Origin of the sequence: Natranaeroarchaeum aerophilus (assembly GCF_023638055.1) — an archaeon.
GTDB classification, from domain to species: Archaea; Halobacteriota; Halobacteria; order Halobacteriales; family Natronoarchaeaceae; genus Natranaeroarchaeum; species Natranaeroarchaeum aerophilum.
Genome location: NZ_JAKRVY010000003.1, coordinates 201,692 through 213,863 on the forward strand (window position 1 = coordinate 201,692; position 12,172 = coordinate 213,863).

At 61.7% G+C, this 12,172-nt stretch carries 13 protein-coding genes and 1 tRNA gene; 6 read left to right on the top strand and 8 right to left on the bottom strand.

Translation table 11 applies throughout. The annotated features are described in order from the left end of the window. Positions 1-16: 16 nt before the first annotated feature. Positions 17-205: a DUF7534 family protein gene (locus tag AArcSt11_RS07880; RefSeq protein ID WP_250596090.1), complete on the top strand. Its 189-nt coding sequence runs from the start codon at positions 17-19 to the stop codon at positions 203-205. Positions 206-335: 130 nt separating this feature from the next. Here AArcSt11_RS07880 and AArcSt11_RS07885 read toward each other — a convergent pair. Next, a tRNA-Leu gene (locus AArcSt11_RS07885) sits at positions 336-420 on the bottom strand. A gap of 54 nt (positions 421-474) precedes the next feature. Further along, on the bottom strand, positions 475-819 hold the full coding sequence (locus AArcSt11_RS07890; RefSeq protein ID WP_250596092.1) for a ferredoxin: 345 nt from the start codon (positions 817-819) through the stop codon (positions 475-477). 106 nt (positions 820-925) lie between these two features. On the opposite strand from AArcSt11_RS07890, the gene AArcSt11_RS07895 reads away from it, so the two are divergent. After that, positions 926-1,381, top strand: a complete 456-nt coding sequence (locus AArcSt11_RS07895; protein ID WP_250596094.1) for a hypothetical protein — start codon at positions 926-928, stop codon at positions 1,379-1,381. On the opposite strand, the gene AArcSt11_RS07900 is transcribed toward AArcSt11_RS07895, so the two are convergent. The 6 genes from AArcSt11_RS07900 to AArcSt11_RS07925 form a co-directional block, all read right to left on the bottom strand. Then, entirely contained in the window at positions 1,382-1,897 is a 516-nt protein-coding gene (locus AArcSt11_RS07900) for a peptidylprolyl isomerase (protein ID WP_250596095.1), read from the bottom strand. It abuts the gene before it with no gap. 48 nt (positions 1,898-1,945) lie between these two features. Then, a complete protein-coding gene (locus AArcSt11_RS07905) occupies positions 1,946-2,869 on the bottom strand; it encodes a cobalamin-binding protein (RefSeq protein ID WP_250596096.1) in 924 nt (307 codons plus the stop codon). A 41-nt stretch (positions 2,870-2,910) separates the two neighbouring features. Beyond that, a complete protein-coding gene (locus AArcSt11_RS07910; RefSeq protein ID WP_250596097.1) occupies positions 2,911-4,593 on the bottom strand; it encodes a hypothetical protein in 1,683 nt (560 codons plus the stop codon). A gap of 211 nt (positions 4,594-4,804) precedes the next feature. After that, positions 4,805-5,224, bottom strand: coding sequence for a PIN domain-containing protein (locus AArcSt11_RS07915; RefSeq protein WP_250596098.1), 420 nt, complete (start codon positions 5,222-5,224; stop codon positions 4,805-4,807). After that, positions 5,221-5,523: an AbrB/MazE/SpoVT family DNA-binding domain-containing protein gene (locus tag AArcSt11_RS07920; RefSeq protein WP_250596099.1), complete on the bottom strand. Its 303-nt coding sequence runs from the start codon at positions 5,521-5,523 to the stop codon at positions 5,221-5,223. The genes AArcSt11_RS07915 and AArcSt11_RS07920 overlap by 4 nt, the downstream gene beginning before the upstream one ends. A 58-nt stretch (positions 5,524-5,581) precedes the next feature. Beyond that, the gene (locus tag AArcSt11_RS07925; protein WP_250596101.1) at positions 5,582-7,096 is read right to left on the bottom strand and encodes a carboxypeptidase M32; all 1,515 of its coding nucleotides are present in this window, start codon (positions 7,094-7,096) and stop codon (positions 5,582-5,584) included. A 219-nt stretch (positions 7,097-7,315) separates the two neighbouring features. Here AArcSt11_RS07925 and AArcSt11_RS07930 point away from each other — a divergent pair, with 219 nt between their 5' ends. The 4 genes from AArcSt11_RS07930 to AArcSt11_RS07945 all read left to right on the top strand — a co-directional run bounded on the left by AArcSt11_RS07930 (position 7,316) and on the right by AArcSt11_RS07945 (position 12,155). After that, the gene (locus tag AArcSt11_RS07930) at positions 7,316-8,428 is read left to right on the top strand and encodes a GNAT family N-acetyltransferase (RefSeq protein ID WP_250596103.1); all 1,113 of its coding nucleotides are present in this window, start codon (positions 7,316-7,318) and stop codon (positions 8,426-8,428) included. Positions 8,429-8,592: 164 nt separating this feature from the next. Continuing rightward, on the top strand, positions 8,593-9,540 hold the full coding sequence (locus AArcSt11_RS07935; protein ID WP_250596105.1) for a TylF/MycF/NovP-related O-methyltransferase: 948 nt from the start codon (positions 8,593-8,595) through the stop codon (positions 9,538-9,540). A 93-nt stretch (positions 9,541-9,633) separates the two neighbouring features. After that, positions 9,634-10,239: a DUF8173 domain-containing protein gene (locus AArcSt11_RS07940; RefSeq protein WP_250596107.1), complete on the top strand. Its 606-nt coding sequence runs from the start codon at positions 9,634-9,636 to the stop codon at positions 10,237-10,239. Positions 10,240-10,292: 53 nt separating this feature from the next. Then, entirely contained in the window at positions 10,293-12,155 is a 1,863-nt protein-coding gene (locus AArcSt11_RS07945) for a PINc/VapC family ATPase (RefSeq protein ID WP_250596109.1), read from the top strand. Positions 12,156-12,172: the final 17 nt, after the last annotated feature.

Consider the following 12,172-nt stretch of genomic DNA (forward strand, 5'->3'; position numbering starts at 1 on the left):
CGAAGTACGTTAGAATATGTCCGACAACGAGTTTGGTCAATTTTTTATTTCGGTCGTTGTTTTCACTATGATTGGATTCATGCTTGCCATGCTGCTCAGTCCCCCAGATCCATTTACGCAGATCATCGCAATTATAACACTTCTACCGGTTATTCTGGCAGCCTCCTACGTCCTCACATACAGAATCGGGTATCGATGGACATAGACGCGGAAACTGCGAGGGCTGGGATTCGAACACGTCGAGACGGTCGCTCACATTCGTTCGCGCTGCGACTCGTCTGCTCGAATCCCATTGGTAGATTTTCACGGCTCTCCCGTACGGTCGAGCCGGAAAATGCGAGGGCTGGGATTCGAACCCAGGAACTCCTACGAGAGCGGGTCTTAAGCCCGCCGCCTTTGGCCTGGCTCAGCCACCCTCGCGCAGGATGCACTCGTCGGTACTGCCCACTATGACAAGTGGGTTTCGTTCAGCACTCACCGCTCCAGACTGAACGTCCCATCGCCGTGGGGATCCGGTGCGACCTCCTCGTCGGTGCGGCGGTCGATAACGTAGATACAGCCAGCACCCTTGTTGGCGGGACAGACCTCCGCAGCACGGATGTTTTCGTCGAGGTCGTCCTCGTCGATGTAGTACGATCGGGGCTTTGCCATCCCGCTTTTGATGTCCATCTCCCAGTTTTTTGCTACCTCGGCACACTTTCCGGCACCGAAACACGCGCTGGCGTCGAAGATGATCTTGTACGGCTTCTCCTCGATCGGTGGCGCGTCGCTGTCCCCGAACGTGGACGGATCCTGCAGTTCGGCGTCGAGATCGCTCATTACCCGACCGAAGGAACCCCACGGTCTTTCGGTTTACGATCGACTTCCCAAAGGAGCGGGCACCGACCGAAAAGAGTTTACTTACCAACATGAACTGGGTTAGTGTATGTCAACTGCCCTGATTACAATCGGTGTTGCCCTCCTCCTCGCTGGCGTCGCGTGTGCGTGGTGCTCATCGATACCGATCGCAGGAGTGGTGAGCGTGTTCAGTGGTGTCGCTTTTCTCGCGGGTTCGACACTCGCGGAACTGTACGGCTGGTCCCCAGCAGTAGTCGCTACAGGCGTGTTCACGCTGACTGGCGTCTCGCTGATCGTGATCGGTTGTACCCTCCATTTCGACGAGCAGTGTCGGTTGCTCGGTCGCCTCGATGCGGGTGAGCGGGCTACCGATCAGCGTCGGATTCTCGGCTACTGGTCGACAACGCTCGGCGTGCTCGTCGTAGTGCTGGGAGTGGCAGTCTACTGGACAATGACTCCAACACCGCTCTGGTTGGCGTTCGCGATCGGTTGCGTCGTCCTCTCGTGGTGGCCCGTGATGGGACTCCGGGGCAGCGTTGCCTGATCAGTCCTCGACCGTCACCGACTCCATGACTGCCTCTTTCTGGGGCTTGTCGTTCCGGTCGGTCGGCAGGTTGCCGATCTCCTCGACGACATCCATCCCGTCGACGACTTTCCCGAAGACGGAATGTTTCCCGTCGAGGTGGGGCTGGGCGTCCAGTGTGATGAAAAACTGCGAGCCGTTGGTGTCGGGGCCGCGGTTTGCCATCGAGAGGACGCCGGGGCCGTCGTGGGAGAGCTCGTCGTCGAACTCGTCGTCGAACGTGTAGCCCGGGCCACCGCGGCCGGTGCCGGTCGGATCGCCGGTCTGGAGCATGAAGCCGTCGATGACGCGGTGGAACTCGACATCGTCGTAGAGGGGTTCACCGTCGACGGTCTCGCCCGTCTCTGGATCTTCCCACTCTTTCTCCCCGGTGGCGAGGCCGACGAAGTTGCCGACTGTCTCGGGTTTTTTGTCCTCGTAGAGTTCGACCTCGATGTCGCCGCGGTTCGTGTGGATCGTCGCAGTCAGTTCGCTCATACCAGTATCGAGGGGCGTCGACGGGAAAAAGGCTTGTAGTCCAGTCGGTCAGAGTGTCCGCAGTTCGGGCCCGGCAAAGGCCGTGGCGACGTCCTCCGGGGGCGCGTCCACCACGTCCGGGTGTAACACGCCTGCGAGGTGTTCGAGGGTATCGACGAGACGCGGCCCCGGCCGATTGACATAGTGGTGGCCGTCCATCGCGTAGACACGACCCGTTTCGACCGCGTGGAGGTCTGCCCAGCCCGGTCGCTCGATCAGATCAGTCCGGTTCTCGGCGGTCTGTTCGAGGTCGAACCCACAGGGGGCGGCGATCAGCACGTCCGGATCATATTCCTGAATCTGTTCCCACTCTCGCGGCGTCGAACGCTGGCCGTGGTCAGCAAGTCCGTACTCGCCGCCCGCCCACTCGACGATTTCGGGCATCCAGTGGCCCGCCACCATCACGGGATCGAGCCAGTCGAGGATCGCGACCTCGGGGCGCTCTTTGACCTCGGCGGTGGCTGCCCGGACGCGCTCGATTCGCGCCTCCAGATCGGTAACCAGTTCCGCGGCGCGCTCCTCGCGGCCCGTCGCCGCGCCCACTGTCCGGATATCGTCGAGCACGTCCCCCACGCTGTGGGGATCGGTCGTCAGTACCTCTGGATCGGCCTCGATCTCCTCGATGGCGTCGGCCACCAGCACCTCGTCGACCGCGCAGACGTCACAGATCCCCTGTGTGACGATCAGGTCCGGATCGACCCGATCCAGCGCGTCGATGTCGATGCCGTAGACGCCGCCGTGTTCGGCCTCGGCTTCGAGCACCTGCGCGTCGATCTCCCCGCTGCTGGCCGTCGGATCGACGTGTGCGTAGTTGATCGAGGGGTGGTCGGTGGCCTCGGGCGGGACGTCACACTCGTGGGAGACGCCAACCGGCTCGATGCCGAGGGCATAACAGATCTCGGTCGCCGAAGGGAGCAGTGAGACGACGTTCATCAGGCCGATGTACGGGCGGGGGCGGCTAAACGCTGACGCCCTCAGTAGTAGATTACTGACCAGAGACGCTCGGCCACGCTTGGGTCGCCAAGTTCGTCGGGCCGGTCGACCGTTGCCGTGGTGTACTCCTCAAAACGGGCCTCGGATCGTGCCATCTCGCCGTCATCCATTCTAATTGCCCACTGTATCTCCGTTGCCAATCCAGTCTCGGAATCGATCGTGACTGTGTAGTGGTTTTCGTGCACCGTGTCGTTTGCTGGGCCGACACCGCCCCAGACGGCCATCGGTACGTCTTCCCCGGTCGCTTCGAGTTCGATCATACCATCGGCCCGTTCCGTTCGTTCCCAGTCGATCGCTGCCGGGTCATCGGGGAAGGCGTAAAGCCCAACGTGTGAATCCGCTGCAATCCCGGGCTCTGCAGCTACAAACCAGCCGTCCTCGCATCGCTGGAACTCGAGGGAAACGCCGGGATCATCGTCCACTGGTTGCTCGCAGTCCGGAACCATAAAGTTGCCACCGGGGTATTTTGCGCTGGTACCACTCGACACGTACGCTCGCCTCCAATCTCCCTCTGCCTCGTGGGCGGCGAAGTTCGCTGCGAAATATTCCTTTCGGTTGTCATGGTCGATCACCGCTGTCCACTCTTCAGTCTCACCGTCTGTACTCGATGCATTCGTCGGTGAGATGCTGGACCACCGATGATTCGTCGTCAGTGTGTACTCCGCAGCGTTCTCGATCAGCGTCGCCGCATCAGCCTCCCCATCGATCGGTTCCGGGGTCGGTCCCTCGTCCGGCCTCACATCGAGCGCCCGGATCGTACTTGCCCCAACGAGTACGCCGAGAACGAGGATGATCACGAGCGCGAACCGTGCCCGATGCTCGATGAGCGGACTAATAACGAACTCTCCCGCCCGGGTTGTGCGTTCGGAACTCACATCGTCAGTGCTGGCTGTGGCCCTCACTGCCGGTCGGACGACTCGCTCGTACGTTTCCGAGTGGACTGCTGCTGCGGCCGAGAGAGAGAATCCCCCAAGTGGAACCACGATGACGCCCGCGACAAGCGGATCGAGAAGGTACCATGCCACCCAGAAGATGCCGACCGGCACGGCGACGAGCCCGAACGAAACGAGCGCGTAGCCACAGATCGTCACCGGGTGCTTGCGCGCCGCGATCACGCTAGGTCGCCACGCTGACCAGGGCGATACATCGCCGTCAAGGACCGCCAGATCGTAGAATCGGGCGGGCGCGAGTGCCAGGATGGACGATGCAGTAATCGTACCGAGGAGGAGTGGCGCGTACAGTACTGGTGGGAGAGTCAATCCGATACCCGCTGCATATCCGGCGTAGCTAACGACTGTATCGACGGCCAGTACAGCCGTCAGTACGGTGACAATCGTCGGTACGAGGAGCACGTACGAACAGAGGAGATACGCCACCGTGGCGGCGAGGAGTCGGCGATCCTCGTCCTGACGTAGTACTACCAGTTCGCGGAGACCGTCTCCAAGACCTGTGTTTCGTTCCGGCACTCGTTCACGGTGTCGACGCACGATGCGACCAAACACCGTTGCGATCAGAACCGCCACCGCTGCCGGGACGAGGAAAATCCCAACGACTCCCGGTAGCCCTGGAAACGAGTGCGGCGTGAGCAGACGCCACAGACCCAGGATAGCAACCATCGCCACCACACCACCAAGATACGCCGGCACGTCATCGGCTGCAGCCACGACAGCCGACCATGTGATCCTGATCACAGTAGATAAATTCTATTTTATATCCACTGTAATGTATATTCCCCTTTTGACGAAAATCAGGCACTCCCCACCGGACGTTCCCTTTTCGAGGGCTGCTCGGTGGGCGAGGGAAGCAGGGGGACAACGTTCATCAGGGTCGTGTAAGAGTGGAGATGGCTAAACGCTGACGCCAGCGGAGCCGGTGCTATACCCCATCCGTCCGGAACCGAACGAGGTCAATATCGTCCACCTCGTCGTAGTCGTCGTCCGCGCCGATCAGAAGCATCCCGTCAACATGTGCGGCCGTCGCCAGCGCAAACGCATCGCCGAGCGCGGGCGAATACCGGGATTTGAACGCTGCCGCCCCGGCCCACGTCTCGCCGGTGTCGACGCGCTCGATCCCGCTTTCTTCGAGGACCTCGACGACGGTGTCAGCTCGTTCCTTTCCGGCGATCGACCGTATGACGTAATGCAGTTCAGCGAGATTGACAGCGGAGATGTAGCCGTCAGCCGCACCTTCGACGGCTGTGAGATAGCTCTCGACAGTATCGCTCCCCGGTTCGTTACAAAAGTACGCGACGAGCGGTTCGGTGTCAAAGACGATCGATTTAGGACCGTCCGTCATCGCTCGTCTCTCCCGCCGTACTCCTGCTCCAGGGCTGATTCGCTGGCACGGTCGCGTTCGCGCTCATCGCGAAGATGTTCGGTCGCAGACCGACCCTGATCGTCGGTCTTCCCTGTGAGGACGCCACGTAGGTCGGTCACCGACCGAATCGGACGGACGACAATATCCCCTGACTCGGTTCGGACGAATTTGACACGTCCGGGCGCGTCGATCCCGAGTTCCTCCCGGTACTCCTTCGGAATCGTCGCCTGTCCCCGAGCAGACACTGAGACGACCTTTTCAGAATCGGATTTGCTCATACTTTCTCTACGTATGAATACGGAGAATTCGTACAAGAAGCTGTCGCCAAAACGCGCCTCAGACCCCGTATAGCTCGCCGAACTTCGCCTCGGCGTACTCGACGAAGTAATCGGCAGTAAACGGCTCGCCGGTGGCTTCCTCGATCAGGTCGTCGGTCGTGTACAGACAGCCGTGGCCGTGGACGTGCTCGTTGAGGTAGTCCATGATCTCGCCGAACTCTCCGTCACGAACCAGCGTGTCGACGTCGAGTTCCTCGCGCATCGTCGCGTCGATCTGGGCGGCCAGCACGCTCCCGAGCGAGTAGGTGGGGAAGTAGCCGAAACTCCCGTGGCTCCAGTGGATGTCCTGCAGACAGCCCTCGGCGTCGGTGTCTGGCCGGATCCCGAGGTACTCCTCGTACTTGTCGTTCCAGACCTCGGGGACGTCCTCGACGTCGAGGTCGCCGCTGATCAGTGCCTGCTCGACCTCGTAGCGGATGATGATGTGCATGTGGTAGGTCAGCTCGTCCGCCTCGACCCGGATGAGGTTGTCATCGTAGACCTGGTTGGCGGCCTCGTAGGCCTCCTCGACGGTCACGTCGTCGAGTTGGGGGAACTCGGCCTGCATCTGGGGCAGGATCAGCTCCCAGAACGCTCGCGTGCGGCCGACGTGATTCTCCCAGAACCGTGACTGGGATTCGTGGACCGAGAGGTCACGCGACTGGCCAAGCGGCGTCCCGTAGTGGTCGTCGGGCAGCCCCTGCGTGTAGGTCGCGTGGCCGAACTCGTGGATCGTGCTCGTCAGCGCGCCGAGGGGATCGGACTCGTCAAAGCGCGTCGTGACGCGGGCGTCGAACTGCGTCCCCGACGAGAACGGGTGGGGAGCGGTGTCGAGCCGCCCGCGCTCCCAGTCGTAACCCAGTTCGTCGAGGACATCCCGGACGAACGACTCCTGTTCGTCCTCCGGGAACTGCCCCGAAAAAGCGCTGGTCGCGAGGTCGACGTCGCTGTCGGCAATGTCGTCGATCAGCGGGACGAGCTCTTCTTTGAGCCGCGTCAGGACGCGATCCGCCGTGTCGAGATCCAGATACGGCTCGTACTCCGCAAACAGGACGGCGTAGGGGTCGGCGTCGGGATCGACGTGTTCGGCGTACTCGCGTTTGAGTTCGACCAGCCGTTCGAGTGTCGGCGCGAAAATAGAGAAGTCGTCCTCTTCTTTCGCTTGCTTCCACTTCGGGTGTGCCTCGGTGGTCGTCTTCGAGATCTCCTCGACGAGTTCGGTCGGGACGCTGGTTGCCCGGTCGTACTCTCTGCGCACCTCGCGGACGACTGCGGCCTGTTCCTGATTCAGGTCGGCGTCTTCGAGCGCGTCCAGTTGGTCGCCCGTCTCCTCGTCGGTCAGCATCTCGTGGGTGACTGCAGATAGCGCGGAGAGCTGCTGGGATCGGGCCGGTGTCCCGCCCTCGGGCATCACGACTTCCTGATCCCATCTGAGGACGCCCGCAGCGTTCCCGACGTTCGTGTAGCGCTGGATCCGTTCGAGGAACAGTTCGTACTCCGATAGCTCCGTCTCGGCGGCAGCATCCGTGGCCATACCCTTCGTTTCGGGCCACTACCTATCAATCTCCTGCAACCGGTAGTTCGTTCTGACCAGTCTCATTTCAGCACTGACCGTATACCGTCTTGTACATGCCAGTAGGAGAGTCTTCCCTACTGATGGTTCAACCAACCCCGATTCAGTAGCTTGATTACTCGATCGTCCTGCTCGCTACGCCGGGGATTACTATGACGATCACCGCAGTGTATCTGAGCAATGGACAGTACTGCGATTACGGACTATCAGATACGTCAATATCGACCAGCCGACCAGGATGGTGTACTGGCTCTCGATTCGATCGTCTGGGATCGTGACCGTGGTGGCGACTGGCTCGAGTGGAAGTACCGGCAGAACCCCTACGTCGATCACACGCCGCTGTTTGTCGTCCGCAAAGACGGTGAGGTCGTCGGTGCGCGCCCGTTCATGGCTTTCGAGATGCGGACGAACGGCGGTACTGTCCTTGCACTGCAGCCGTCGGACACGATGGTACATCCGGAGCACCGTCGACGCGGCATTTTCACCCGGATGACCGAGCACGCGATCGAATACTACCAGGGGACGGACGTCGACTTTTTCTTCAATTTTCCGAACGAGGCGTCCCTCCCCGGGTACGAGAAGCTCGGCTGGCGGCAGATCGACGACAAACGCACGTACTACCGGGTGCAACACCCCGAATCGCTCGCACCCGAGTACGTCAATTCGGATGTGGCGCGAGTCCTCGGCGTTCTGTTCGGACCGTTGCTCAGGAACTACTACGATCGCCGCGTCGCGTCACCGGATCCTGATTCGGACGTACATATCGAGGTGACACCCGGCCTTGCCGTCGACGAGCTCGTCGACCTGTACGACCGGCGGCCACCCGATGCCATCCACGCACACCGGACAGGTCAGTTCTACGAGTGGCGCTTTGGCAGTCCTGTCTGGTCCCGCTCAACGTATGTTGCCGAGGCAGGTGGCGACACGACAGCTGCCCTGATCGTCCGTACTCGCCGGACGAGTGACGCCGTGACGATCACACAGATCGTGGATATCGTCCCGATGACTGGCGGGAAGGCGTGGGAGACCGCACTTGCGAACCTGCTCGATGCTGTCCTTGACGATCATCGAAGCTCTGATCTCGTTGCCATCTCGGGGACGGTCGTCCCCGCGGAACTACTGAAAACCTACGGCTTCCGGCCGGACGATCGACTCCCGCTGTCCTCGTTTTCCGGCCATCGCTGCACACTGGTCTCACGTCCCGTCGACGGCGTCTCGTGGAGGCTCGACGACCGAACGCTCGACGACGCCGAAAACTGGGCACTGACCTACGCGGAACGCGACACGACGTGATATCCTCCGCGCTCTGAAGGGCGGTCCTTTCTCCGTGACGCACGGTAAGCCGAATATATCCATGGGGATAACGACGCCGTAACCCGATCGTAACAGCAGGTAACGCAGGCCACACCGGAACAAACCCCTTCGTTACAAACCCCACTCGCCCCCTCCGACCTGTAATGCAATCCCAACAGCGAACGGGAACGGAAACCGACGAACCACGCCCGTCGAACACAAGCAGTTCACTGCTCGATACGGTCTCACGACTGTACCGACTGGGACTGCTCGCCCTGAGCCTTCCCGTCCTTCTCTCGACGTACTTCGCTCGCGAGACCGGCAAACAGTACGGCGTCGGCCTCGCCGACAAACTCCTCCTGATCGGCCGTATGATCCGGAACAACCGGTCGATCGAGACCGGCTCCTCCTTTGTCGAGCACCTCGCGATAGCGACGCGCATCCTGTCGATTCCGCGTGACGTCGAGGGAGCTATCGCCGAGTGTGGCTGTTACAAGGGCGGGAGCACGGCGAACCTCTCGCTGGTCGCCGGACTCTGTGACCGCGAACTGGCCGTGTTCGACTCCTTCGAGGGGATGCCCGATCCGGACGACGATGACACAGAGCACCTGTTAGTCGCCTCGGAGCGAGTCCACACGTACGAGGCCGATTCCTGGAGCGCGCCCCTGGAGGAAGCGAAATCGAACGTCGAGCAGTACGGCGATCCATCGATCTGTACGTTCTATCCGGGCTACTTCGATACAACGATCCCCGCGTACGACGAGCCAGTCGCGCTCGTGTTTCTCGACGTTGGACTCCGGTCGTCGGCCGAGACTGCGATCGAGGGACTCTGGCCGCTGCTCGGGGACGACTGTGCACTGTTTACCCACGAGGCGAAACACATGGAGATCGCATCGCTGTTTTTCGAGTCCGAATGGTGGCACGAGCGTCTCGGCGTCGAGCCGCCGGGGCTGATCGGTGCAGGAAGCGGTCTGGGCCTTCATCCAACGCCCGACGGCTTCTCCAGCCTGCTCGCGTACACGATCAAGAATCCGGACCGGAGCGCCTTCGAGGTCGTCGCGGAGACCGGCGAGGATAACACAATCGACGCAAGCCTGCGAAAAGACCAGTGATTATGGCCGATAGTATCTGACGGGTGTCATACACCTCTCAGGTTTTCTTTCATTAACCATATCTTATTTATAATCACCGAGCAAGTATAGAACATGAACTGGCGAGTCGGGGGATTCGTCGCTGTCGGGATGCTGGCAGTGCTTCCCTCTATTGTGGCCGCACAGAGCGTTCCGACGGAGTCACTCGTCGAGTTGACCCAGCTCGAACGGGTTGCGATCGAGACGAGCGTGGTGCTGTTCATGGGGATCGCCATCCTCGGCCTGTTCCCTTCCTGGGGCACCTCGGCCATCGAGACGGCACGGGGAAGCGTCTTCGTCTCCGGGTTTTTTGGCGTGCTGGTTGCCGTCACGCTGGTTCTGCTCGGGGCATCGGCGTGGATCTTCTCGCAGGTGATGCTGGGCTGGCTGGCGGCCTACCCACTCGCCCTGCTCGTCCTCGGAACGACGTTTATCGCCCGCGCGATCGGCTTTATCGCCCTTGGAAATACGATCATCGCTCGGTTCGGCGTCGATCACAACTGGGTCGGTCTACTCGTCGGCGTCGCAATCGCCGCCGTGCTCGCCCTGATCCCGCTCGTCGGCGCTGTGTTCGGGCTCTTGCTCACGGTCGTCGGACTTGGAGGGATGGCGCGAACGGCGCTCGGGAGCGGCAAACGAACGGAGCGCGAACAGAGTATGCCGCCCGCCCACCGACTCTGACTGTGGCGTCCGCCGCTTGAAACCCTTTTCACCCCGCGGAGCAAAGCAGGGGTATGAACGTTGTACCGGACACGAGCGTGGTCATCGACGGCCGCGTGTCCGATCGAGTAGAAGACGGCACGTTTGCCGGGGCCACGATTTCGATCCCCGAAGCCGTCGTCGCCGAACTGGAAGCACAGGCTAACGATGGCATCGAGAGCGGCTGGGACGGTCTCTCCGAATTACAGCGGCTCGCGGAGCTGGCCGACGACGGCGAGGTCACACTCGAATACGTGGGCGACCGCCCCGACGCGATCGAGCGAGGCCATGCCAGCGAGGGCGAGGTCGACGCGCTGATCCGAGATCTGGCCGACGACATGGGCGCGACCTTCGTCACGAGCGACATCGTCCAGAGCGAGGTCGCCGAGGCGAAAGGGCTGGACGTCGAGTACATCTCCCCGCGCGTCGAGGACGTCGGCACGCTCTCGATCGAGGAGTACTTCGACGAGCTGACGATGAGCGTCCATCTCAAGACGGGCGTCGTGCCGATGGCCAAACGCGGCGAGATCGGCGAGATGCACTACGAGGAGATCCGCGAGGACGTCCTCTCGGAGTCGACGATGAAAGAGTACGCCGACGAGATCGAAAACAGCGCCAAAGAGTCCCCGGAGGGCTTCATCGAACTCTCGGAACCGGGCATGACGATTGTCCAGTTCCGTGACTACCGGATCGCAATCGCGCGCCCACCGTTCTCGGATGGGATCGAGATCACCGCGGTCCGACCGATCGTCCAGACCGATCTGGACGACTACGAGTACGATCAGGAACTGCGTGATCGGTTGCTCGAACAGCAACGCGGCGTCCTGATTTCGGGGTCGCCCGGCGCAGGGAAGTCCACCTTCGCACAGGCGGTCGCCCGATTCCTCGCCGACAGCGATTACTCCGTCAAAACGATGGAAAAGCCACGGGACCTGCAGGTCGGCCCGGAGATCACCCAGTACACCGAACTCGACGGCCAGATGTCCCTGACCGCCGATTCCCTGCTGATGGTCCGGCCCGACTACACCATCTACGACGAGGTCAGAAAGACCGACGACTTCGAGGTCTTCGCGGACATGCGACTGGCGGGCGTCGGGATGATCGGCGTCGTCCACGCGACCCGCGCGATCGACGCCCTCCAGCGCCTCGTCGGACGCGTCGAGCTGGGGATGATCCCGCAGGTCGTCGACACCGTCGTCTACATCGAGGACGGCGAGGTCCACACCGTCTACGACGTGACGACCGAGGTCAAGGTGCCCCACGGCCTGATGGAAGAGGACCTCGCACGCCCCGTCATCGTCATCCGAGACTTCGAGACCGGCAAGCCGGCCTACGAGATCTACACGTTCAACCGGCAGGTCGTCACGGTGCCGATCGGGGAAGACGAGGATGGCGAGTCAAGCGGCGTCGATCGGATCGCCCGCCAGGAGATCGAACGCGAGATCCGCTCGATCGCACAGGGCCACGTCGACGTCGATCTCAAGAGCCCGAACACGGCGGTCGTCTACGTCGAAGATCGGGACATCTCATCGGTCATCGGCAAGGGCGGTGGCCGAATCACGGACGTCGAGAACAGGCTTGGTATCGACATCGACGTCCGGACTCACGACGAGAAGCCAAACAGTAGCGCGGGAAGCGGTGGCGCGGGCGGTACGTCGCCCGCTGCAGCCGATCGCACGGGACAGATCGTCAAACCGGAGATCACGTCCCGGCACATCGTCGTCCCGGTCGACGGCGAGGCCGGAGAGACCGTCGAAGTCGAGGCCGACGGCGAGTACCTGTTTACTGCGACGGTCGGCCGCGGTGGCGAGGTACAGGTCTCGCGGGGCAGCGCCATCGCCGAGGAGCTGGAGCTGGCGATCGACCGCAAACAGCAGATCACCGTGACGCCGTCCTGATCGGGGTCAACAGTCCG

Bases quoted from the DNA above. Each gene is read 5' to 3' on its own strand.
- AArcSt11_RS07880 (WP_250596090.1), top strand. From the start codon at position 17: ATGTCCGACAACGAGTTTGGTCAATTTTTTATTTCGGTCGTTGTTTTC.
- AArcSt11_RS07890 (WP_250596092.1), bottom strand. From the start codon at position 819: ATGAGCGATCTCGACGCCGAACTGCAGGATCCGTCCACGTTCGGGGAC.
- AArcSt11_RS07895 (WP_250596094.1), top strand. From the start codon at position 926: ATGTCAACTGCCCTGATTACAATCGGTGTTGCCCTCCTCCTCGCTGGC.
- AArcSt11_RS07900 (WP_250596095.1), bottom strand. From the start codon at position 1,897: ATGAGCGAACTGACTGCGACGATCCACACGAACCGCGGCGACATCGAG.
- AArcSt11_RS07905 (WP_250596096.1), bottom strand. From the start codon at position 2,869: ATGAACGTCGTCTCACTGCTCCCTTCGGCGACCGAGATCTGTTATGCC.
- AArcSt11_RS07915 (WP_250596098.1), bottom strand. From the start codon at position 5,224: ATGACGGACGGTCCTAAATCGATCGTCTTTGACACCGAACCGCTCGTC.
- AArcSt11_RS07920 (WP_250596099.1), bottom strand. From the start codon at position 5,523: ATGAGCAAATCCGATTCTGAAAAGGTCGTCTCAGTGTCTGCTCGGGGA.
- AArcSt11_RS07925 (WP_250596101.1), bottom strand. From the start codon at position 7,096: ATGGCCACGGATGCTGCCGCCGAGACGGAGCTATCGGAGTACGAACTG.
- AArcSt11_RS07930 (WP_250596103.1), top strand. From the start codon at position 7,316: ATGGACAGTACTGCGATTACGGACTATCAGATACGTCAATATCGACCA.
- AArcSt11_RS07935 (WP_250596105.1), top strand. From the start codon at position 8,593: ATGCAATCCCAACAGCGAACGGGAACGGAAACCGACGAACCACGCCCG.
- AArcSt11_RS07940 (WP_250596107.1), top strand. From the start codon at position 9,634: ATGAACTGGCGAGTCGGGGGATTCGTCGCTGTCGGGATGCTGGCAGTG.
- AArcSt11_RS07945 (WP_250596109.1), top strand. From the start codon at position 10,293: ATGAACGTTGTACCGGACACGAGCGTGGTCATCGACGGCCGCGTGTCC.